At 62.6% G+C, this 22,692-nt stretch carries 19 protein-coding genes and 2 pseudogenes; 14 read left to right on the forward strand and 7 right to left on the reverse strand.

Annotation, left to right across the window (positions count from 1 at the left end; all coding sequences use genetic code 11):
• Positions 1 to 5 precede the first annotated feature (5 nt).
• The 14 genes and pseudogenes from PSH84_RS22760 (at position 6) to PSH84_RS22825 (ending at position 15,808) form a co-directional block, all read left to right on the forward strand.
• Positions 6 to 680 (forward strand): NuoB/complex I 20 kDa subunit family protein, encoded by a 675-nt coding sequence (locus tag PSH84_RS22760; RefSeq protein WP_003180065.1) that lies wholly within the window; start codon positions 6 to 8, stop codon positions 678 to 680.
• 73 nt (positions 681 to 753) lie between these two features.
• Positions 754 to 2,538 (forward strand): NADH-quinone oxidoreductase subunit C/D, encoded by a 1,785-nt coding sequence (gene nuoC, locus PSH84_RS22765; protein WP_057450016.1) that lies wholly within the window; start codon positions 754 to 756, stop codon positions 2,536 to 2,538.
• Positions 2,539 to 2,540: 2 nt separating this feature from the next.
• Positions 2,541 to 3,038, forward strand: a complete 498-nt coding sequence (nuoE, locus tag PSH84_RS22770; protein ID WP_305481837.1) for an NADH-quinone oxidoreductase subunit NuoE — start codon at positions 2,541 to 2,543, stop codon at positions 3,036 to 3,038.
• Positions 3,035 to 4,393, forward strand: coding sequence for an NADH-quinone oxidoreductase subunit NuoF (nuoF, locus tag PSH84_RS22775; RefSeq protein ID WP_122568502.1), 1,359 nt, complete (start codon positions 3,035 to 3,037; stop codon positions 4,391 to 4,393). The genes nuoE and nuoF overlap by 4 nt, the downstream gene beginning before the upstream one ends.
• A 141-nt stretch (positions 4,394 to 4,534) precedes the next feature.
• Complete coding sequence (gene nuoG, locus PSH84_RS22780) at positions 4,535 to 7,249, forward strand: NADH-quinone oxidoreductase subunit NuoG (RefSeq protein ID WP_305481838.1); 2,715 nt, start codon at positions 4,535 to 4,537, stop codon at positions 7,247 to 7,249.
• Complete coding sequence (gene nuoH / locus PSH84_RS22785) at positions 7,246 to 8,253, forward strand: NADH-quinone oxidoreductase subunit NuoH (RefSeq protein WP_092196998.1); 1,008 nt, start codon at positions 7,246 to 7,248, stop codon at positions 8,251 to 8,253. Before nuoG ends, nuoH begins: the two co-directional genes overlap by 4 nt.
• Positions 8,254 to 8,326: 73 nt before the next feature.
• Positions 8,327 to 8,816: pseudogene (nuoI, locus tag PSH84_RS22790) on the forward strand (NADH-quinone oxidoreductase subunit NuoI).
• A gap of 9 nt (positions 8,817 to 8,825) precedes the next feature.
• Positions 8,826 to 9,326, forward strand: coding sequence for an NADH-quinone oxidoreductase subunit J (nuoJ, locus tag PSH84_RS22795; protein WP_003180049.1), 501 nt, complete (start codon positions 8,826 to 8,828; stop codon positions 9,324 to 9,326).
• A 4-nt stretch (positions 9,327 to 9,330) separates the two neighbouring features.
• Positions 9,331 to 9,639 carry an NADH-quinone oxidoreductase subunit NuoK gene (nuoK, locus tag PSH84_RS22800; RefSeq protein WP_003180046.1) on the forward strand — a complete coding sequence of 103 codons (309 nt, stop codon included), beginning with the start codon at positions 9,331 to 9,333 and terminating at the stop codon, positions 9,637 to 9,639.
• Complete coding sequence (gene nuoL / locus PSH84_RS22805) at positions 9,636 to 11,489, forward strand: NADH-quinone oxidoreductase subunit L (RefSeq protein WP_122568500.1); 1,854 nt, start codon at positions 9,636 to 9,638, stop codon at positions 11,487 to 11,489. The genes nuoK and nuoL overlap by 4 nt, the downstream gene beginning before the upstream one ends.
• A 39-nt stretch (positions 11,490 to 11,528) precedes the next feature.
• Complete coding sequence (gene nuoM / locus PSH84_RS22810; protein WP_122568499.1) at positions 11,529 to 13,061, forward strand: NADH-quinone oxidoreductase subunit M; 1,533 nt, start codon at positions 11,529 to 11,531, stop codon at positions 13,059 to 13,061.
• A gap of 7 nt (positions 13,062 to 13,068) precedes the next feature.
• Entirely contained in the window at positions 13,069 to 14,532 is a 1,464-nt protein-coding gene (gene nuoN / locus PSH84_RS22815) for an NADH-quinone oxidoreductase subunit NuoN (RefSeq protein WP_305481839.1), read from the forward strand.
• Positions 14,533 to 14,816: 284 nt separating this feature from the next.
• Positions 14,817 to 15,040, forward strand: a pseudogene (locus tag PSH84_RS22820) (CopG family ribbon-helix-helix protein).
• Positions 15,041 to 15,331: 291 nt separating this feature from the next.
• Positions 15,332 to 15,808, forward strand: coding sequence for a PA2171 family ribosome-binding persister protein (locus PSH84_RS22825; protein ID WP_122568498.1), 477 nt, complete (start codon positions 15,332 to 15,334; stop codon positions 15,806 to 15,808).
• Positions 15,809 to 15,872: 64 nt separating this feature from the next.
• Here PSH84_RS22825 and PSH84_RS22830 read toward each other — a convergent pair whose 3' ends face one another.
• From PSH84_RS22830 to PSH84_RS22860, 7 genes are all read right to left on the reverse strand, one after another.
• Positions 15,873 to 16,751 carry a LysR family transcriptional regulator gene (locus PSH84_RS22830; RefSeq protein ID WP_305467633.1) on the reverse strand — a complete coding sequence of 293 codons (879 nt, stop codon included), beginning with the start codon at positions 16,749 to 16,751 and terminating at the stop codon, positions 15,873 to 15,875.
• Positions 16,752 to 17,011: 260 nt separating this feature from the next.
• On the reverse strand, positions 17,012 to 17,641 hold the full coding sequence (gene ycaC / locus PSH84_RS22835) for an isochorismate family cysteine hydrolase YcaC (protein WP_014337664.1): 630 nt from the start codon (positions 17,639 to 17,641) through the stop codon (positions 17,012 to 17,014).
• Between the two features lie 146 nt (positions 17,642 to 17,787).
• Positions 17,788 to 19,626, reverse strand: a complete 1,839-nt coding sequence (locus PSH84_RS22840; RefSeq protein WP_003203401.1) for an amidohydrolase — start codon at positions 19,624 to 19,626, stop codon at positions 17,788 to 17,790.
• 118 nt (positions 19,627 to 19,744) lie between these two features.
• Positions 19,745 to 20,383 (reverse strand): antibiotic biosynthesis monooxygenase, encoded by a 639-nt coding sequence (locus PSH84_RS22845; RefSeq protein ID WP_305467634.1) that lies wholly within the window; start codon positions 20,381 to 20,383, stop codon positions 19,745 to 19,747.
• Positions 20,376 to 20,789 (reverse strand): DoxX family protein, encoded by a 414-nt coding sequence (locus PSH84_RS22850; RefSeq protein WP_122568495.1) that lies wholly within the window; start codon positions 20,787 to 20,789, stop codon positions 20,376 to 20,378. Before PSH84_RS22850 ends, PSH84_RS22845 begins: the two co-directional genes overlap by 8 nt.
• Positions 20,786 to 21,733: a LysR family transcriptional regulator gene (locus tag PSH84_RS22855; protein WP_122568494.1), complete on the reverse strand. Its 948-nt coding sequence runs from the start codon at positions 21,731 to 21,733 to the stop codon at positions 20,786 to 20,788. The genes PSH84_RS22850 and PSH84_RS22855 overlap by 4 nt, the downstream gene beginning before the upstream one ends.
• Positions 21,734 to 21,857: 124 nt before the next feature.
• Positions 21,858 to 22,679: an alpha/beta fold hydrolase gene (locus PSH84_RS22860; protein ID WP_122568493.1), complete on the reverse strand. Its 822-nt coding sequence runs from the start codon at positions 22,677 to 22,679 to the stop codon at positions 21,858 to 21,860.
• Positions 22,680 to 22,692: the final 13 nt, after the last annotated feature.

Here is a 22,692-nt window from a genome sequence, read left to right on the forward strand (position 1 = left end):
TGGCAATGCAATACAATCTCACCAGGATCGACCCCGATGCTCCTAACGAGCAGTATCCGATTGGCGAACGGGAAACCGTCGCCGATCCGTTAGAAGATCAAGTCCACAAAAACATCTTCATGGGCAAGCTCGAAGACGTGCTGAACAGCACGGTCAACTGGGGTCGCAAGAACTCCCTGTGGCCGTACAACTTCGGCCTTTCGTGCTGCTACGTGGAAATGACCACCGCCTTCACGGCGCCCCACGACATCGCGCGCTTTGGCGCCGAGGTGATCCGGGCTTCGCCGCGCCAGGCGGATTTCATGGTTATCGCCGGTACCTGCTTCATCAAGATGGCGCCGATCATCCAGCGTCTCTACGAGCAAATGCTCGAGCCCAAGTGGGTCATCTCCATGGGGTCGTGCGCCAACTCCGGTGGCATGTACGACATCTACTCTGTCGTTCAAGGGGTGGACAAGTTCCTGCCCGTGGACGTCTACGTGCCCGGCTGCCCCCCTCGCCCTGAAGCGTTCCTGCAAGGCTTGATGCTGTTGCAGGAGTCGATTGGCCAGGAGCGTCGCCCTCTGTCCTGGGTCGTTGGCGATCAAGGCGTCTATCGCGCCGAGATGCCCTCGCAAAAGGAACAGCGCCGCGAACAGCGTATCGCAGTCACCAACCTGCGCAGCCCCGACGAAGTCTGATCCAGCTCTGCTTCTGTACAAGAAACGAGAACCTGGCTTCATTCTTTACGTTGACCGAAAGCGATAAATAACCATGACTACAGGCAGTGCTCTGTACATCCCGCCTTACAAGGCAGACGACCAGGATGTGGTCGTCGAACTGAACAACCGTTTTGGCCCCGAGGCGTTCACCGCCCAGCCGACCCGTACCGGCATGCCGGTGCTTTGGGTCGCCCGCGCCAAACTCGTCGAAGTCCTGACTTTCCTGCGCAACCTGCCCAAGCCGTACGTCATGCTCTATGACCTGCACGGCGTGGACGAGCGCCTGCGCACCAAGCGTCAAGGGCTGCCCGACGGCGTCGACTTCACCGTGTTCTATCACCTGATGTCGATCGAACGTAATAGTGACGTGATGATCAAGGTCGCCTTGTCCGAGAGCGACCTCAGCGTACCGACCGTGACCGGCATCTGGCCGAACGCCAACTGGTACGAGCGTGAAGTGTGGGACATGTACGGGATCGACTTTCCCGGCCACCCGCACCTGACCCGCATCATGATGCCGCCGACCTGGGAAGGTCACCCGCTGCGCAAGGACTTCCCGGCCCGTGCCACCGAGTTCGACCCGTTCAGCCTGTCCCTGGCCAAGCAACAACTCGAGGAAGAAGCCGCGCGCTTCAAGCCTGAAGACTGGGGCATGAAGCGCTCGGGCGCCAACGAGGACTACATGTTCCTCAACCTGGGCCCGAACCACCCTTCGGCCCACGGTGCGTTCCGCATCATCCTGCAGCTGGACGGCGAAGAGATCGTCGACTGCGTGCCGGACATCGGCTACCACCACCGTGGCGCCGAGAAAATGGCCGAGCGCCAGTCCTGGCACAGCTTCATCCCGTACACCGACCGTATCGACTACCTCGGCGGCGTGATGAACAACCTGCCGTACGTGCTGTCGGTGGAGAAACTGGCCGGGATCAAGGTCCCGGAGAAGGTCGACGTCATCCGCATCATGATGGCCGAGTTCTTCCGTATCACCAGCCACCTGCTGTTCCTGGGTACCTACATCCAGGACGTCGGCGCCATGACCCCGGTGTTCTTCACCTTCACCGACCGTCAGAAGGCCTACACGGTGATCGAAGCCATCACCGGTTTCCGCCTGCACCCGGCCTGGTACCGCATCGGTGGCGTGGCCCACGACCTGCCGCGCGGCTGGGAAAAGCTGGTCAAGGACTTCGTCGAGTGGATGCCCAAGCGCCTGGACGAATACACCAAGGCCGCCCTGCAGAACAGCATCCTCAAGGGTCGTACCATCGGGGTCGCCGCCTACAACACCAAGGAAGCCCTGGAATGGGGCGTCACCGGTGCCGGCCTGCGCTCCACCGGTTGCGACTTCGACCTGCGCAAGGCGCGTCCTTACTCCGGCTACGAGAACTTCGAATTCGAAGTACCACTGGCCGCCAACGGTGACGCCTACGACCGCTGCATGGTTCGCGTCGAGGAAATGCGCCAGAGCATCAAGATCATCGACCAGTGCATGCGCAACATGCCGGAAGGCCCGTACAAGGCGGATCACCCGCTGACCACGCCGCCGCCCAAAGAGCGCACGCTGCAGCACATCGAGACCCTGATCACGCACTTCCTGCAGGTTTCGTGGGGCCCGGTCATGCCGGCCAACGAGTCCTTCCAGATGATCGAAGCGACCAAGGGCATCAACAGTTATTACCTGACGAGCGATGGCGGCACCATGAGCTACCGCACCCGGATTCGCACCCCAAGCTACCCGCACCTGCAGCAGATCCCTTCCGTGATCAAAGGCAGCATGGTCGCGGACTTGATCGCGTACCTGGGTAGTATCGATTTCGTTATGGCCGACGTGGACCGCTAAGCATGAACAGCACGCTTATCCAGACTGACCGTTTCGCCCTGAGCGAAACCGAGCGCTCGGCCATCGAGCACGAGCTGCATCACTACGAAGACCCGCGCGCGGCGTCGATCGAAGCCCTGAAGATCGTCCAGAAGGAACGTGGCTGGGTGCCCGACGGCGCGCTCTACGCCATCGGCGAGATCCTCGGCATCCCGGCCAGCGACGTCGAAGGCGTCGCCACTTTCTACAGCCAGTTTTTCCGCCAGCCAGTAGGCCGTCACATCATTCGTGTCTGCGACAGCATGGTCTGCTACATCGGCGGCCACGAATCTGTCGTCAGCGAGATCCAAGGCAAGCTGGGCATCGGCCTGGGCCAAACCACCGCCGACGGCCGCTTCACCCTGCTGCCGGTGTGCTGCCTGGGCAACTGCGACAAGGCACCGGCGCTGATGATCGACGACGACACCTTCGGTGACGTCCAGCCTGACGGCGTCGCCAAACTGCTGGAGGGCTACGTATGACCCTGACTTCCTTCGGGCCCGCCAACCGCATCCAGCGTTCGGCCGAAACCCACCCCCTGACCTGGCGTCTGCGTGACGACGGCGAAGCGGTGTGGCTGGACGAGTACCAGGCCAAGAACGGCTACGCCGCCGCGCGCAAGGCCTTCGCCGACATGGCCGGCGACGACATCGTCCAGACCGTGAAAGACTCCGGTCTCAAGGGTCGCGGCGGTGCGGGCTTCCCCACCGGCGTGAAGTGGGGCCTGATGCCCAAGGACGAATCCATCAACATCCGCTACCTGCTGTGCAACGCGGATGAAATGGAACCCAACACCTGGAAGGACCGCATGCTGATGGAGCAACTGCCCCATCTGCTGATCGAAGGCATGCTGATCAGCGCCCGTGCGCTGAAGACCTACCGTGGCTACATCTTCCTGCGCGGCGAATACACCACCGCCGCCAAGCACCTGAACCGTGCCGTGGAAGAAGCCAAGGCCGCCGGCCTGTTGGGCAAGAACATCCTGGGCTCCGGTTTTGATTTCGAGCTGTTCGTCCACACCGGCGCCGGGCGCTACATCTGCGGTGAAGAAACCGCGCTGATCAACTCCCTCGAAGGCCGACGCGCCAACCCACGTTCCAAGCCGCCCTTCCCTGCCGCCGTCGGCGTGTGGGGCAAACCGACCTGCGTGAACAACGTCGAGACCCTGTGCAACGTACCGGCGATCATCGCCGACGGCGTGGACTGGTACAAATCCCTGGCCCGCGACGGCAGCGAAGATATGGGCACCAAGCTCATGGGCTTCTCCGGCAAGGTCAAGAATCCCGGCCTGTGGGAACTGCCATTCGGCGTCACTGGCCGCGAACTGTTCGAAGACTACGCCGGCGGCATGCGCGACGGCTACAAACTCAAGTGCTGGCAGCCCGGCGGCGCCGGTACCGGTTTCCTGTTGCCGGAACACCTGGACGCCCAAATGTACGCCGGCGGCATCGCCAAGGTCGGCACCCGCATGGGCACCGGCCTGGCCATGGCGGTAGACGACAGCGTCAACATGGTCTCGTTGCTGCGCAACATGGAAGAGTTCTTCTCCCGTGAGTCGTGCGGCTTCTGCACCCCTTGCCGCGATGGCCTGCCGTGGAGCGTCAAGCTGCTGCGAGCCATTGAAAACGGCGAAGGCCAGGCCGGCGACATCGAGACCCTGCTGGGTCTGGTGGGTTTCCTCGGCCCAGGCAAGACCTTCTGTGCTCACGCACCGGGTGCCGTGGAGCCGTTGGGCAGCGCGATCAAATACTTCCGCCCTGAATTCGAGGCCGGCATCGCGCCAACCCGCGCGGGCGACCTCAATCAGGTGGTCACGCCGACCATGGTCGGCGCGTAATGACGCTTTAAAAGGCGAAGGGTCCGTGCCCTTCGCCTTTCGTCCGATGACGCCTTTTACCCAGGCTGTTTGGATTCGGACGAACAACAAGATTCCATTAGCCACGCCCGCTGACACCGGGCCAACGAAGAACTTTGAACCATGGCCACTATCCACGTAGACGGCAAAGAGCTCGAAGTCGATGGCGCAGACAACCTGTTACAGGCATGTCTGTCCCTGGGCCTCGACATTCCTTATTTCTGCTGGCACCCCGCCCTTGGCAGCGTAGGCGCCTGTCGCCAATGCGCGGTCAAGCAGTACACCGACGAAAACGACAAGCGTGGTCGGATCGTCATGTCCTGCATGACCCCCGCCACCGACGGCAGCTGGATCTCCATCGACGACGAAGAAGCGAAAGTGTTTCGCGCCAGCGTCGTCGAATGGCTGATGACCAACCACCCTCACGACTGCCCGGTCTGTGAGGAAGGCGGCCACTGCCACCTGCAAGACATGACCGTGATGACCGGCCACAACGAGCGCCGTTATCGCTTCACCAAGCGCACCCACCAGAACCAGCAACTGGGGCCATTCATCTCCCACGAGATGAACCGCTGCATCGCCTGCTACCGCTGCGTGCGCTTCTACAAGGACTACGCCGGCGGCACCGACCTGGGCGTGTTCGGTGCCCACGACAACGTGTACTTCGGTCGCGTTGAAGACGGCACCCTGGAAAGCGAGTTCTCCGGCAACCTCACCGAGGTCTGCCCGACCGGTGTTTTCACCGACAAGACCCACTCCGAGCGCTACAACCGCAAGTGGGACATGCAGTTCTCGCCGAGCATCTGCCATGGCTGCTCCAGCGGTTGCAACATCTCCCCGGGTGAGCGCTACGGTGAACTGCGGCGCATCGAAAACCGCTTCAACGGTTCGGTCAACCAGTACTTCCTGTGTGACCGTGGCCGTTTCGGCTATGGCTACGTCAACCGCACCGATCGTCCACGCCAACCGCTGCTGGCCAATGGCGCCAAGCTGAGCCTGGACGAAGCGCTGGACAAGGCCGCCGAGCTGCTGCGCGGACGCAACATCGTCGGCATCGGTTCTCCACGGGCCAGCCTGGAAAGCAACTACGCCCTGCGTGAGCTGGTCGGCGCCGAGCACTTCTACAGTGGCATCGAAGCCGGCGAGCTGGAACGCATCCGCCTGGTGCTGCAAGTGCTCAAGGACAGCCCGCTGCCCGTGCCGACGATGCGCGACATCGAAGACCACGACGCGGTGTTCGTCCTTGGCGAAGACCTGACCCAGACCGCCGCCCGCATGGCCCTGGCCCTGCGCCAGTCGGTCAAGGGCAAGGCCGAGGACATGGCCGACGCCATGCGCGTGCAGCCGTGGCTCGACGCCGCCGTGAAGAACATCGGCCAGGACGCACTGAACCCGCTGTTCATCGCCAGCCTCGCTGAAACCAAGCTCGACGACGTGGCCGAAGAATGTGTCCACGCCGCCCCGGACGACCTGGCCCGCATCGGTTTCGCCGTGGCCCACGCCCTGGACGCCAGCGCCCCGGCCGTCGACGGCCTGGACAGCGAAGCGGCCGCCCTCGCCCAACGCATTGCCGACGCCCTGCTGGCGGCCAAGCGCCCATTGATCATCGCCGGCACCTCCCTGGGTTCCAAAGCCTTGATCGAAGCCGCCGCCAACATTGCCAAGGCCTTGAAGCTGCGTGAGAAGAACGGTTCCATCAGCCTGATCGTGCCGGAAGCCAACAGCCTCGGCCTGGCCATGCTCGGTGGCGAATCGCTGGACGCGGCCCTGCAAGCGGTGATCGACGGCAGCGCCGACGCCATCGTCGTGCTGGAAAACGACCTCTATACCCGCACCGACAAAGCCCGGGTGGACGCCGCCCTGAACGCCGCGAAAGTGCTGATCGTCGCCGACCATCAGAAAACCGCCACCACCGACCGCGCCCACCTGGTGCTGCCGGCGGCAAGCTTCGCCGAAGGCGACGGTACGCTGGTCAGCCAGGAAGGTCGCGCCCAACGCTTCTTCCAGGTGTTCGACCCGACTTACCTGGACGCCAGCATCCTGGTCCACGAAGGCTGGCGCTGGCTGCATGCCCTGCGCGCCACCCTGCTGGACCAGCCGATCGACTGGACGCAACTGGACCACGTCACCGCCGCCGTCGCTTCGAGCAGCCCGCAACTGGCGCGCATCGTCGATGCCGCGCCATCGGCCGCGTTCCGCATCAAGGGCCTGAAACTGGCGCGCGAACCGCTGCGCTACTCCGGTCGCACCGCCATGCGCGCCAACATCAGCGTCCACGAACCACGGACCTCCCAGGACAACGACACGGCGTTCTCGTTCTCCATGGAAGGTTACTCGGGCTCCGCCGAACCGCGCTCGCAAGTGCCGTTCGCCTGGTCGCCGGGCTGGAACTCGCCGCAGGCCTGGAACAAGTTCCAGGACGAAGTCGGTGGTCACCTGCGTGCCGGTGATCCGGGCACCCGCCTGATCGAAAGCCAGGGCGATGGCCTGAGCTGGTTCGCCAGCGTGCCACGCGCCTTCAACCCGGCACCGGGCACCTGGCAGGTCGTGCCGTTCCATCACCTGTTCGGCAGCGAAGAGAACTCTTCCAAGGCCGCACCGGTGCAGGAACGTATCCCGGCCGCCTACGTGGCGCTGGCCAAGTCCGAAGCCGATCGCCTGGGCGTCAACGACGGCGCCCTGCTGAGCCTGAACGTGGCCGGCCAGACCTTGCGTCTGCCGCTGCGCATCAATGAAGAACTGGGCGCTGGCCTGGTGGCCCTGCCGGCTGGCCTGGCGGGTATTCCACCGGCGATTTTCGGCAAAACCGTCGACGGTCTGCAGGAGGCAGCGCAATGAGCTGGTTCACCCCTGAAGTGATCGATGTGATCCTGACGGTCCTCAAGGCCATCGTGATCCTGCTGGCCGTGGTGGTCTGCGGCGCGTTGCTGAGCTTCGTCGAACGTCGCCTGCTGGGCTGGTGGCAGGACCGCTACGGTCCGAACCGCGTTGGCCCGTTCGGCATGTTCCAGATCGCCGCCGACATGATCAAGATGTTCTTCAAGGAAGACTGGACACCACCGTTTGCCGACAAGGTGATCTTCACCCTGGCACCGGTGGTGGCCATGAGCGCCTTGCTGATCGCCTTCGCGATCATCCCGATCACCCCGACCTGGGGCGTGGCGGACCTGAACATCGGCCTGCTGTTCTTCTTCGCCATGGCCGGCCTGTCGGTGTACGCGGTGCTGTTCGCCGGCTGGTCGAGCAACAACAAGTTCGCCCTGCTGGGCAGCCTGCGGGCCTCGGCCCAAACCGTGTCCTACGAAGTGTTCATGGGCCTGGCGCTCATGGGCATCGTGATCCAGGCCGGCTCGTTCAACATGCGCGACATCGTCGAGTACCAGGCCCAGAACCTGTGGTTCATCATTCCGCAGTTCTTCGGTTTCTGTACCTTCTTCATCGCCGGCGTGGCCGTGACTCACCGTCACCCCTTCGACCAGCCGGAAGCGGAACAGGAACTGGCCGACGGTTACCACATTGAATATGCCGGCATGAAATGGGGCATGTTCTTCGTCGGTGAATACATCGGCATCATCCTGATCTCGGCACTGCTGGTGACGCTGTTCTTCGGTGGCTGGCACGGTCCGTTCGGCATCCTGCCGCAACTGTCCTTCGTCTGGTTCGCCCTGAAGACCGCGTTCTTCATCATGCTGTTCGTCCTGCTGCGCGCCTCGATCCCGCGCCCACGCTACGACCAGGTGATGGACTTCAGCTGGAAATTCTGCCTGCCGCTGACCCTGATCAACATGCTGGTGACCGCTGCGATCGTTTTGATGAACGCGCCTGCGGCCGCGGTTCAGTGAGGATTTGACCCATGTTCAAATATATATTGGCGACATCGTTAAGGGTACCGGTACCCAACTGCGAAGCCTGGTCATGATCTTCGGCCATGGCTTTCGCAAGCGCGACACCCTGCAATACCCGGAAGAGCCGGTCTACCTGGCGCCCCGCTACCGTGGCCGCATCGTCCTGACCCGCGACCCCGACGGCGAAGAACGCTGCGTGGCCTGCAACCTGTGCGCCGTGGCGTGCCCGGTTGGGTTGCATCTCGCTGCAGAAAGCTGAAACCGAAGACGGTCGCTGGTACCCGGACTTCTTCCGCATCAACTTCTCGCGCTGCATTTTCTGCGGCCTCTGCGAGGAAGCGTGCCCGACCACCGCGATCCAGCTCACGCCGGATTTCGAAATGGCCGAGTTCAAACGTCAGGACCTGGTGTACGAGAAAGAAGATCTGCTGATTTCCGGTCCCGGTAAAAACCCTGATTACAACTTCTATCGTGTTGCAGGTATGGCCATTGCCGGTAAGCCAAAAGGCGCCGCGCAGAACGAAGCCGAACCGATCAACGTGAAGAGCTTGCTGCCTTAAGGAAGAAAGATGGAATTCGCTTTCTATTTCGCATCGGGTATCGCGGTGGTGTCCACGCTTCGTGTGGTCACCAACACCAACCCTGTGCACGCCCTGCTCTACCTGATCATTTCGCTGATCGCCGTGGCCATGACCTTCTTCGCCCTCGGCGCGCCGTTCGCCGGTGCCCTGGAAGTGATCGCCTACGCCGGCGCCATCATGGTGCTGTTCGTGTTCGTGGTGATGATGCTCAACCTCGGCCCGGCCGCGGTCCAGCAGGAACGCTCCTGGCTCAAGCCCGGCATATGGGCGGGGCCGGTGATCCTGTCCGCCCTGTTGCTGGGTGAACTGCTGTATGTGCTGTTCGCTCACCAGAGCGGCCAGGCCATCGGCCACACCACCGTAGGCGCCAAGGCCGTGGGCATCAGCCTGTTCGGTCCGTACCTGCTGGTGGTCGAACTCGCCTCGATGCTGCTGCTTGCCGCAGCCGTCACGGCGTTCCATTTGGGCCGTAACGAGGCGAAGGAGTAATCACATGCCTGCTATCCCTCTCGAGCATGGTCTGGCGGTTGCCGGCATCCTGTTCTGTCTCGGTCTGGTCGGCCTGATGGTCCGCCGCAACATTCTGTTCGTGCTGATGAGCCTGGAGGTCATGATGAATGCCTCCGCCCTGGCCTTCATCGTCGCGGGCGCTCGCTGGGCACAGCCGGATGGACAGATCATGTTCATCCTGGTGATCAGCCTGGCAGCCGCCGAGGCCAGTATCGGCCTGGCGATCCTGTTGCAGCTGTATCGCCGCTTCCACACTCTCGATATTGACGCTGCCAGCGAGATGCGCGGATGAACCTTCTCTTCCTGACTTTCATATTTCCCCTTGTCGGTTTCCTGCTGCTGTCGTTCTCCCGTGGACGCTGGTCGGAAAACCTCTCGGCCCTGGTTGGCGTGGGCTCCATCGGCCTGTCTGCCATCGTCACGGCCTACGTGATCTGGCAATTCAACGTCGCCCCGCCGGAAGGTGGCCGGTACGTGCAGGTGCTGTGGCAGTGGATGGCGGTGGAAGGCTTCACGCCGAACTTCGCCCTGTATCTGGACGGCCTGTCGGTGACCATGCTCGGCGTGGTGGTCGGCGTGGGTTTCCTGATCCACCTATTCGCCTCCTGGTACATGCGTGGTGAAGCCGGTTACTCGCGCTTCTTCGCCTACACCAACCTGTTTATCGCCAGCATGCTGTTCCTGGTGCTCGGCGATAACCTGTTGTTCCTGTACTTCGGCTGGGAAGGCGTGGGCCTGTGCTCGTACCTGTTGATCGGTTTCTACTACAGCAACCGCAACAACGGGAACGCCGCACTCAAGGCGTTCATCGTGACCCGGATCGGCGACGTGTTCATGGCCATCGGCCTGTTCATCCTGTTCCAACAACTGGGCACGCTGAACATCCAGGAACTGCTGGTCAAGGCACCCGAGCACTTCAAGGTCGGCGACTTCTGGATCGTCCTGGCGACCCTGATGCTGCTGGGCGGTGCCGTCGGTAAATCCGCGCAACTGCCGCTGCAAACCTGGTTGGCGGACGCGATGGCCGGCCCTACCCCGGTCTCGGCACTGATCCACGCCGCGACCATGGTGACCGCCGGTGTCTACCTGATCGCCCGTACCCACGGGCTGTTCGCCCTGGCGCCGGACATCCTGCACCTGGTGGGCATCGTCGGCGGTGTGACCCTGGTGCTGGCCGGTTTTGCCGCCCTGGTGCAGACCGACATCAAGCGCATCCTCGCCTACTCGACCATGAGCCAGATCGGCTACATGTTCCTGGCCCTGGGCGTCGGTGCCTGGGAAGGCGCGATCTTCCACCTGATGACCCACGCCTTCTTCAAGGCCCTGCTGTTCCTTGCCTCCGGTGCGGTGATCGTCGCCTGCCACCACGAGCAGAACATCTTCAAGATGGGCGGCCTGTGGAAGAAACTGCCGCTGGCCTATGCCAGCTTCATCGTCGGCGGCGCGGCCCTGGCGGCCCTGCCACTGGTCACCGCCGGTTTCTACTCCAAGGACGAAATCCTCTGGGAAGCGTTCGCCAGCGGTAACCAAGGCCTGCTGTATGCCGGCCTGGTGGGTGCGTTCATGACCTCGCTGTACACCTTCCGCCTGATCTTCATCGCGTTCCACGGTGAGGCCAAGACCGAAGCCCACGCCGGCCACGGCATTGCCCACTGGCTGCCACTGTCGGTGCTGATCGTGCTGTCGACCTTCGTCGGCGCCCTGATCACCCCACCGCTGGCCGATGTACTGCCGCAAAGCGTCGGCCATGCCGGCGGCGAAGCCAAGCACAGCCTGGAAATCGCCTCGGGTGCCATCGCCCTGGCCGGTATCCTGCTGGCCGCCCTGCTGTTCCTGGGCAAGCGTCGTTTCGTCACGGCGATCGCCAACAGCGGCATCGGGCGTTTCCTTTCGGCCTGGTGGTTCGCCGCCTGGGGCTTCGATTGGATCTACGACAAACTGTTCGTCAAGCCATACCTTGCGATCAGCCACATTCTGCGCAAAGACCCGCTCGACCAGACCATTGGCCTGATCCCGCGCATGGCCAAGGGCGGCCACACTGCCCTGAGCCGTACCGAGACCGGTCAACTGCGTTGGTATGCGGCTTCCATGGCGGCTGGCGCCGTGCTGGTTATCGGCGCCATCGTGCTGGTAGCGGTCTGATATGAACCTTGCGAACTTGCGAAAGGAAACGAGCCCGTCATGATTCTGCCCTGGCTAATCCTGATCCCCTTCATCGGCGGCCTGCTGTGCTGGATCGCGGAGCGCTCCAGCTCCACGCTCCCGCGCTGGATTGCGCTGCTGACCATGTCCCTGGAACTCGCGCTCGGCCTCTGGCTGTGGGCGACCGGCGACTATTCATTCGCTCCGGCCCCTGGCGCCGATCCGACCTGGGCGCTTGAATTCAAGCACGCCTGGATCGCGCGCTTTGGCATCAGCGTGCACCTGGCCCTCGACGGTCTGTCGCTGCTGATGATCCTGCTGACCGGCCTGCTGGGTATCCTCTCGGTCCTCTGCTCCTGGAAAGAGATCCAGCGTCACGTCGGTTTCTTCCACCTGAACCTGATGTGGATCCTGGGCGGTGTCGTCGGCGTGTTCCTGGCGCTGGACCTGTTCATGTTCTTCTTCTTCTGGGAAATGATGCTGGTGCCGATGTACTTCCTCATCGCGCTCTGGGGTCACAGTTCTTCGGACGGCAAGAAAACCCGGATCTACGCGGCGACCAAGTTCTTCATCTTCACCCAGGCGTCCGGCCTGATCATGTTGGTGGCGATCCTCGGTCTGGTACTGGTCAACTTCAACAACACCGGCGTGATCACCTTCAACTACGCCGACCTGTTGAAAGTGCAGATGTCCAAGACCACCGAGTACGTGCTGATGCTCGGCTTCTTCATCGCCTTCGCGGTGAAGCTGCCGGTGGTGCCGTTCCACTCCTGGCTGCCGGACGCCCACGCCCAGGCGCCGACCGCCGGTTCCGTGGACCTGGCCGGTATCTTGCTCAAGACTGCGGCCTATGGCCTGCTGCGCTTTGCCCTGCCGCTGTTCCCGAATGCCTCGGCCGAGTTCGCGCCGATCGCCATGACCCTGGGCCTGATCGGGATTTTCTACGGTGCGTTCCTGGCGTTCGCCCAGACCGACATCAAGCGCCTGATCGCCTTCTCCAGCGTTTCGCACATGGGCTTCGTGCTGATCGGGATCTACTCCGGCAGCCAGCTCGCCCTGCAAGGCGCGGTGATCCAGATGCTCGCCCACGGTCTGTCGGCCGCCGCACTGTTTATCCTCAGCGGTCAGTTGTACGAGCGCCTGCATACCCGGGACATGCGTGAAATGGGTGGCATCTGGTCGCGCATCGCCTACCTGCCGGCCATCAGCCTGTTCTTCGCGGCCGCTTCCCTGGGCCTGCCGGGCACCGGCAACTTCGTCGGCGAGTTCCTGATCCTGATCGGCTCGTTCGTCAGCGCGCCATGGATCACGGCGATCGCTACGTCCGGCCTGGTGTTCGGTTCGGTCTACTCGCTGATCATGATCCACCGCGCCTACTTCGGTCCGACCAAGTCGGATGAAGTGTTGCGTGGCATGGACGGTCGCGAACTGATCATGGTGCTCGGCCTTGCGGTGCTGCTGGTTTACCTCGGCGTGTACCCGCAACCGTTCCTCGACACCTCTGCCGCCACGATGCATGGCGTGCAGCAGTGGCTCGGCACCGCCTTCTCTCAACTCGCTTCGGCCCGGTAAGAGCGCTATGGAATTCACGATTCAACACTTTATCGCGCTTGCGCCGCTGTTGATCACCAGCGCCACGATCATCGTGGTGATGCTGGCGATCGCCTGGCGGCGCAATCACTCGCAGACCTTCCTGCTGTCGGTGGCAGGGCTGAACCTGGCCTTGCTGTCGATTTTGCCGGCCCTGAAAGTCGCGCCACTGGCGGTCACGCCGCTGATGCAGGTGGACAGCTTCGCCTGCCTCTACATGGCGTTGATCCTGGTCGCCACCCTGGCCTGCGTCACCCTCGCCCACGCCTACCTCGGCGATGGCGGTTCGGGTTACCCGGGCAACCGCGAAGAACTGTACCTGCTGATCCTGATGGCCGCCGCCGGTGGCCTGGTGCTGGTCAGCGCGCAGCACCTGGCCAGCCTGTTCATCGGCCTGGAACTGCTGTCGGTACCGGTCTACGGCCTGGTGGCCTACGCCTTCTTCAACAAGCGCTCCCTGGAAGCCGGCATCAAGTACATGGTGCTGTCGGCGGCCGGTTCCGCGTTCCTGTTGTTCGGCATGGCCCTGCTCTACGCCGAAGCCGGCACCCTGAGCTTCATCGGCATCGGCCAGGCCCTGGCGGCCACCGGCCTGCCTAGCCCGATCGCACAACTGGGCCTGGGCATGATGCTGATCGGCCTGGCGTTCAAGCTGTCGCTGGTCCCGTTCCACCTCTGGACCCCGGACGTCTACGAAGGCGCCCCGGCGCCAGTGGCGGCGTTCCTGGCCACCGCGTCGAAAGTGGCGGTGTTCGCGGTCATGGTGCGTTTGTTCCAGATCTCGCCCGTGGCCAGCAGCGGTGTGCTGAGCAACGTGCTGACCATCATCGCCATCGCGTCGATCCTGTTCGGTAACCTGCTGGCACTGACCCAGAGCAACCTCAAGCGTCTGCTGGGTTACTCGTCCATCGCCCACTTCGGCTACCTGCTGATCGCCCTGATCGCCAGTAAAGGCCTGGCCGTGGAAGCCATCGGCGTGTACCTGGTCACCTACGTGATCACCAGCCTCGGCGCCTTCGGCGTGATCACCCTGATGTCCTCGCCGTACAACGGCCGCGACGCCGACGCCCTGTACGAATACCGCGGCCTGTTCTGGCGCCGTCCGTACCTGACCGCCGTGCTGACCGTGATGATGCTGTCCCTGGCCGGCATCCCGCTGACTGCTGGCTTCATCGGCAAGTTCTACATCATCGCCACCGGCGTCGAGGCCCACCAATGGTGGCTGGTCGGCTCCCTGGTGCTGGGCAGTGCCATCGGCGTGTTCTACTACCTGCGCGTCATGGTCACCCTGTACCTGATGGAACCGAACCTGCGTCGCCACGATGCCGAGTTGCACTGGGAACAGAAAGCAGGCGGCGTGATGCTGCTGGCCATCGCCGTATTGGCGTTCTTCCTCGGTGTGTACCCGCAGCCGTTGCTGACCCTGGTCCAGCAGGCTGGCTTGACGGGTTGATCGTCCAAGCGTTGTAACCACTGAGAATGCCCGTATCGCGAGATACGGGCATTTTTTTTGCCGATTAAATTACCAACCCTGGCTGATGTTTGAGCCATTGTGGCGAGAGGATCTATCTGTGGGAGCACGGCTTGCTCTCACAAGGGGTGGGATAAATCCCCGGCGCAGCACCTTATTCAATATGATTTATTTTGCTGCCCTGAGGGCCAGAACGAATCACCGCTCAGAAGCGACTGCTTTAGAAGACTGGCTAGCATTGCCAATTGCCAAAGGAGAAATCCGTCATGACAACCCTCGCAAAAACTCGGTCCGTCACCGTTCAGGTCCCGGTGCACCTGGCCGAAAAAGTCGATCTGATGACCGAGAACCTTGGGCGCTCCAGGGACTGGATCGTCAAACAAGCGCAAGTCTCCTGACTCATGAAGCCTTGGCCGATGTTGACGCTGGCCGAGTGATTGACCACCAGGCAGTCCAGGCTTGGGCCGATAGTCTCAGCGGGGATCGATAACTTCGGCTCGACCCGCCTGATTGCCAAAGCGCAGTGGCTTTTTCCATCCGCAGATCCGCTCAGATGAGTCTCGAGAGTGAAGCGTCGCCGCAGACCATCAGCGCAAAGTGCAACGCGTTTCCTACCCGGCTCATGCAGCTTGCACGACACTGAAAATCCTGAGCGTCTCAACCCATTGTTTTTAAAGAGTTTTAAAACCCGTCTCGGCTGGCACGGCTGATGCAATTCAACCTTTACGCGGCGTCGGCGCTCAAAGCCTGCCCGCATCCGTGAATTGCCGAGGAGCTACACATGAATGCCATCGATCTGTTGAAAGCCGACCACGAACGTGTCAAAGCCATCCTGACTCAACTGAGCGAGTCGACCGACCGCGCCGTGAAAAAACGCACCGACCTGTTGGCGAAACTTGAAATGGAAATTTCCATCCATACCCGCCTGGAAGAAGAGATTCTGTACCCGGCTTTCAAACAAGCAGGCGGAAAAGACGAGGCCGAAATGTATTACGAGGCCAAGGAAGAACACCGTACCGTCGACTCGCTGGTGCTGCCGGATCTGAAAACCACCGATCCGACCCAGCCGGAGTTCGCCGGTCGCGTGAAAGTGGTCAAGGAGCTGCTTGAGCACCACATCGAGGAGGAAGAAAAGGAAATGTTCCCCCAAGCGAAAAAACTGCTGGGCAAAGCCAAACTGGACGCCTTGGGTGCGGACATGGAAGCCATGAAAGCGCAGTACAAAAAAGAACTGAGCAGCGCCAATCTCGCCGCCTGATCAAAGCGCCGTGGATGCTTCAGCCGTCATGTGACGGCTGAATGCGTTGCGACGCTTTAACGCTTTACTGCATGTGTTCACGCAAGAATTCCACGAACGCCTGCACAGGGCGTGAGCCTTGGCGATGTTGCGGGTAGACCGCCGACAACGCCAAGGGCTCGGTTTCAAACCCCGCCAACACCTGGATCAACCGACCGTCCTTCAAGGCATCGCCGAGGATGAAGGTGGGCAAGTAGGTGATCCCCATCCCGGCAATGGCCGCGTCCCTGAGCAAATCACCGTTATTGGCGCGCATGCGTCCCGTGACCTCCAGGGTCAACGGTTTGCCGGCGCCTGCGAAACGCCATTGCACCTGGCGGCTGTGACCATAGGGCAGGCAGTCGTGATGGCGCAGGTCTTCAGGTCGCGTGGGCGGGCCTTTTTGCGCCAGGTAGGCGGGACTGGCGCAGTACACCCGCTCGATGGCCGCGATGCGCCGGGCAATCAGCGTCGAATCCTCCAGCACGCCGATGCGCAGCGCCAGGTCATAGCCCTCCCCCAGCAAGTCCACCGAACGGTCGCTCAGGTCCACTTCGACGCTGACGCCTGGATACCGCTGCAGAAACAGCGGCAACAGGCTGCCCAAGTGCGCCACGGCGAAAGACAGCGGCGCGCTGAGCCGGACGGTACCGCGGGGCTCACTGGTCTGGCCGCTGATGCCCTGCTCCACCTGTTCGACGTCATTGAGCAGGCGCAGCGCCGCTTCGTAATAGCGCTGGCCCAACGGGGTGACGTCCAGCCGGCGGGTCGAGCGGTTGAGCAGGCGCACGCCCAGGCGTTGTTCCAAGGCCATGAGCTTGCGGCTGACAAACTGCTTGGACAGCCCCAGCTTATCCGCCGCGGCGGTGAAACTGCCTGACTCCATGACCTGGGCAAAGATGCGCATTTCTTCGAAGGGGTTCATTGTCATTCCTGGGGTGGACAGTCAGGGGGATGAGTTGGGCATTGTGGTCTTGATGAGTCTGATTGCCTAGCTGTTGAATGTGCCGACGCCATCGCGAGCAAGCTCGCTCCCACAAGGTTCGTGGGTGTACTCGAATCTTGTAATCACCGGGAACCCTGTGGGAGCGAGCTTGCTCGCGATAGCGGCGGTACAGCTTGCAAAAACCTAATGCCAGACACAAAAACGCCCGCACAAGGCGGGCGCCATCCAGCATGAACCGCTTACTTGGCCGTCAACGCCGAGTAGCTGTTCATCAGGTTGCGGTAGTTCGGAATGCGCTGGGACAGCAGGTTGCCCAGGCCTTCGATGTCGTTGCGCCAGTCGCGGTGCAACTCACAGGCCACCGAGAACCAGTTCATCATCTGCGCGCCGGCAGCGGTCATGCGGACCCAGGCGGCCTGTTGCACGGTTTCGTTGAACGTGCCCGAAGCGTCGGTCACGACGAACACGTCGAAACCTTCAGCCAGCGCCGACAGGGTCGGGAACGCCACGCAGACATCGGTGACCACGCCCGCGATGATCAATTGCTTGCGGCCGGTGGCCTTGATCGCCTTGACGAAGTCTTCGTTGTCCCAGGCATTGATCTGGCCTGGACGCGGGATGTACGGCGCGTCCGGGAACATTTCCTTGAGTTCCGGCACGATCGGGCCGTTGGGGCCTTGTTCGAAGCTGGTGGTCAGGATGGTCGGCAGTTCGAAGAACTTCGCCAGGTCGGCCAAGGCCAACACGTTGTTCTTGAACTCGTTGGGCGAGAAGTCCTGGACCAGGGAAATCAGGCCGGTCTGGTGATCGACCAGCAGGACGACCGCGTCGTCTTTGTTCAGACGGTTGTAAGCGGGAACGTTGCTCATGGGATGACTCCTTTGGGATGGTTTGTGACAAAACCCTGTGGGAGCGAGCTTGCTCGCGATAGCGGAATGTCAGGGGGAGGCGATGTTGAATGTTCCGCCGCCATCGCGAGCAAGCTCGCTCCCACAGGAGAAAATCGGTGCGTTAGTCAGAAAGCAAAACAGGAACAGCCAAACGCGCCCCAGAAACCTTGGAAATCGCTGACCGGGACGTTCGACAGTCGTGCGCGTTCATGGCTGTGGGAGTGCACCGTGCACGGACCGCTGCACTGGTGGACCTGGGCCTGCAACGGTGATGTCGGACGCCAGTGCCCCGGGACCTTGACCACCGGTGACCAGTCCGGCAGCACCGGCACACTGGCCGGCCCTAGCTTTTCAAAGTCGCCAGCGGCGTACACCACCTTGCCGTCGACCACCGTCAGCACGGACTCGATCCACTTGATGGCTTCTTCCTCGACACTGAAGAAGTCCGCGCTCAGGGCCGCCAGGTCCGCCAGTTGGCCGACCTTGATCTGGCCTTTCTTGCCCTGCTCCGAGGAGAACCAGGCGCTGCCATGGGTGAACAATTCCAACGCGGTCAGGCGCGGCAGGCCCTCTTCGTGCAACGAAAGACCACCGACCGTGCGGCCGCTGACCATCCAGTACAGCGAGGTCCAGGGGTTGTAGCTCGACACCCGAGTAGCGTCGGTACCAGCCCCCACCGGTACGCCTTCGGCCAGCATGCGCTTGATCGGTGGCGTGGCTTCGGCGGCCTTGGCACCGTAGCGGTCGACGAAGTATTCGCCTTGGAAGGCCATGCGATCCTGGATCGCAATGCCGCCACCCAGCGCCCGCACGCGTTCGATGTTCTTCGGCGTGATGGTCTCGGCGTGGTCGAAGAACCACGGCAGGCCGTTGAACGGAATGTCGCGGTTGACCTTCTCGAACACGTCGAGCATGCGGCTGATGGATTCGTCATAGGTGGCGTGCAGGCGGAATGGCCAGCGCTGCTCCACCAGGTGCCGGACCACCGGCTCCAGGTCCTGCTCCATGCCCGGTGGCAGGTCCGGACGTGGCTCGAGGAAGTCCTCGAAATCCGCCGCCGAGAACACCAGCATTTCCCCGGCACCGTTGTGCCGCAGGAAGTCGTCGCCCTGGTGCAGCTTGACGCTGCCGGTCCAGTTCTTGAAGTCGCTGAGTTCTTCCTTGGGCTTCTGGGTGAACAGGTTGTAGGCGATGCGCACCGTCAACTGCTGCTCGCGGGCCAACTGCTCGATCACCGCGTAGTCGTCCGGGTAGTTCTGGAAACCGCCGCCAGCGTCGATGGCGCTGGTCAGGCCCAGGCGATTGAGTTCACGCATGAACTGGCGGGTGGAGTTGACCTGGTACTCCAGTGGCAACTTCGGCCCTTTGGCCAGCGTCGAGTAAAGGATCATTGCGTTGGGCCGCGCTACCAGCATGCCGGTGGGCTCGCCCTTGCTGTCCCGCACGATCTCGCCACCTGGCGGGTTCGGCGTGTCGCGGGTGTAACCTGCCACCCGCAGCGCGGCGCGGTTGAGCAAGGCTCGGTCATACAGGTGCAACACGAACACCGGCGTATCGGGGGCCGCCTGGTTGAGTTCTTCCAGGGTCGGCATGCGTTTTTCGGCGAACTGGAATTCATTCCACCCCCCCACCACGCGCACCCACTGCGGTGTCGGTGTGCGGTCGGCCTGGTCCTTGAGCATGCGCAAGGCATCGGCCAGGGACGGCACGCCTTCCCAGCGCAGCTCCAGGTTGTAGTTCAGGCCGCCACGAATCAGGTGCAAGTGCGAGTCGTTGAGGCCGGGAATGACCGTGCGGCCCTTGAGGTCGATGACCTGGGTGCCGCTGCCGCGCAGGGCCATGGCCTCGGCGTCGGTGCCTACCGCGACGAAGCGCCCCTGGCTGATGGCTACTGCGCTGGCGCGGGGTTTCTCACGGTCGACGGTATGGAACTGGCCATTGAACAGAATCAGATCGGCGTTCATGGGATTTCCTTCTGAATGGGAAGAGGCAAGTGACAGGCGTGGCCAGAAAGCCGCGGCGGCGCTGAGCAAGGAGCCGGCGGCCAGCAACTGGCGGCGCAGCGGATCGGTTGGATCGTCCTTATTGGCCATGGCCGGACTCCAGGTGTTCATGAGCCTTGGACGCTTCCAGCCACGGCGCGAACAGACGGGTCGCCAGCGGCATGCACACGTACACCACCGAAAGCACGATGGTCACGGTGATCAGAAACGTGGCGACCACATAGTTGGACAGAAACGCGTGGAGTTGCAGCAGCGGGCCCCAGAGCAACGGCACCAGCAAGGTGTGCGGCAGGATGACCAGCAGCGTCACCACCGATTGCTTCCAGCGCGGTGGTGGCGTGGCGGCATCGGCCAGCGGGGCGAACCAGAACTCCTTGTGCGAGGCGACTTCGGTCTGGTCGCCGTCGGCCAGCAGAGGCGCGGCCTCTTCCACCAGCTCACGGCGCTCGGGCGAATCCAGCCAGCGTTGCATGGCCTCGGTGGAGCAGAACCGCAGCACACAGGTGAACAGCGACAAACCACCCTGCTTGCCCCGCACCACATCCACCCCCAGATGGCCCGGCCACTGGCCAGCCACGCTGACAATGCGCCGCAACCAGGCTTCATAGGCACCGTCCTGTCCGGCCTTGATCCGGTGCTTGACCACCAGGGTGACGATTTCGTCGAAGCCGGGCCGGGATGGGCTCGCGGTGGATTCAACAGCTTGAGATTCAGGCATGGCGCAGCACTCCATCAAAACGCGCGTTCAGCGCCAGGCGCCCAGGCCCGGCAATGAACACGCTGGTAAATACAATCAACAGCAACCAACCGAACTGGCCTTCCTCCAGGCTCCACTGTGGGTGCACCACCAGCAGCGCCACGGCCAGCAAAAACAGGATCGGCAGGCACGCCAGGCGCACCAGCACACCGGCCATGATCAGCAGCGGACACAGCACTTCGGCGAAAATCGCCAGGATCAGGGTTGGCGCCGCGCCGAGGTGAAACGGGTCTTCGATGCGGGTCAGCTCGACGCTGTAGTGCAACAGCTTCGGCAGCCCATGAACCCACAGCAGGAACAACCCGCCGCTCAGGCGCAGGAACAACAAGCCCAGGTCCTGCAATGGGCGCTCATCGGTCATGTTCATCGGTGGGCTCCTTCCGGGGCGGCCGAGGCTTCGGCCGGCAATGGTTGGGACATGTGGCTGGCAATGCGCGAGCGCAGCCAGCGTTCGGCCGGGTCGTTGTCATGCACGCCGCTCCAGACCATCGACAGTTCGGCGGCATTGATCTCGAACGGCGGGTCCTCGGCACGCAGCGCGCAGCCTTCCACCAGCGCGCAGGCGGCATAGTCGGGCACGGTGGCGATCAGTTCGGTGCCGGCCAGCAAGGCCCGCAGGCCGCTGAATTGCGGCACCGCCAACACCACTTTGCGGCTGCGGCCGATGCGGGCCAGGTCCAGGTCGATGTTGCCGCTCAAGTCACCCGAGAACGAAACCATGGCGTGGGGCCGCGAGCAGTACTCGTCCAGGGTCAGCGGCCCCGGGCGCTTGTCGCCACGCAAGACCTTGCAAGGAATGTCCCGCAGTTTCTTGCGCTTGGCGTTGGCCGGCAGATCGGTGGTGTAGCTCACGCCGACGCTGATTTCACCGCTGGCCAGCAGCGATGACATCAGCAGGAAATTGGCCCGTCGCACCACCACGATGATCCCCGGCGCCTCTTCGCGCAGTTGACTCAACAATGGAGGAAACAGGCCGAATTCGGCGTCGTCGGACAGCCCGATGCGAAACACGTCGCAACTGGTGGAGGGGTCGAACGCCTTGGCCCGGCTGACCGCGCCGGAGATGGTGTCCATGGCCGGTTGCAGCTCTCGCAGGATCGCCAGGGCACGCGGGGTCGGTTCCATGCCACGACCGTGACGGATCAGCAACGGATCATCGAACAGGTCCCGCAGCCGCCCCAGCGCCGCGCTCACCGCCGGCTGGCCCATGAACAGCTTTTCGGCGACGCGGGTCAGGTTTTTCTCGAACATCAGCGCCTCGAAGATCACCAGCAGGTTCATGTCGAGACGGCGTAAATCGTTGCGGTTCATGGGTGTGAGTCCTATCGGTCCTGTGGGAGCGAGCTTGCTCGCGATAGCGGTGGGTCAGCTGGCATTGATGTTTGCTGTACCGGCCTCTTCGCGAGCAAGCTCGCTCCCACAGGTTAGTGCTTGATCAACCCTGGATGAACGCCAACAGGTCGGCGTTCAGCCGATCCTTGTGGGTGTCGGTCAGGCCATGGGGCGCACCCGGGTAGACCAGCAGCTGCGAATTCTTCAGCAACTTGGCGGCGGCGATGCCGGCAGTTTCGATGGGGACCACCTGGTCGTCATCGCCGTGGACCACCAGGGTCGGCACGTCGATGTTGCGCAGGTCTTCGGACAGGTCGGTCTCCGAGAACGCCTTGATGCAGTCGTAGGTGTTCTTGTGGCCGGCGAGCATGCCCTGCATCCAGAACCAGTCGATCATGCCTTGGGAGACTTTGGCGCCCGGACGGTTGGCGCCGAAAAACGCGCTGGCCACATCTTTGTATAGCTGAGAACGGTCGGCCAGGGAGGCCTGGCGGAAACCGTCGAACACTTCGATGGGCAAGCCGCCAGGGTTGGCCGCGGTCCGGACCATCAGCGGCGTCACCGCCGAGATCAGGCCGAGCTTGGCGACACGGGCGGCGCCATGACGGCCGATGTAGCGCGCCACTTCGCCACCGCCGGTGGAGAAACCAAGCAGCACCGCCTCTTTCAAGTCCAGGCGTTCGATCAGCTCGGCCAGATCATCGGCGTAGGTGTCCATGTCGTTGCCGTCCCAGGGCTGACTGGAACGCCCGTGCCCACGGCGGTCATGGGCGATCACCCGATAGCCGTTGGACGCCAGGAACATCATCTGCGCCTCCCAACTGTCCGAGTTCAACGGCCAGCCGTGGCTGAAGACCACTGGTTGACCACTGCCCCAATCCTTGTAGTAGATCTCGGTGCCGTCGCGGGTGATGAAGGTGCTCATGACAGGATTCCTT

Source organism: Pseudomonas beijingensis, assembly GCF_030687295.1.
Taxonomy (GTDB): domain Bacteria; phylum Pseudomonadota; class Gammaproteobacteria; order Pseudomonadales; family Pseudomonadaceae; genus Aquipseudomonas; species Aquipseudomonas beijingensis.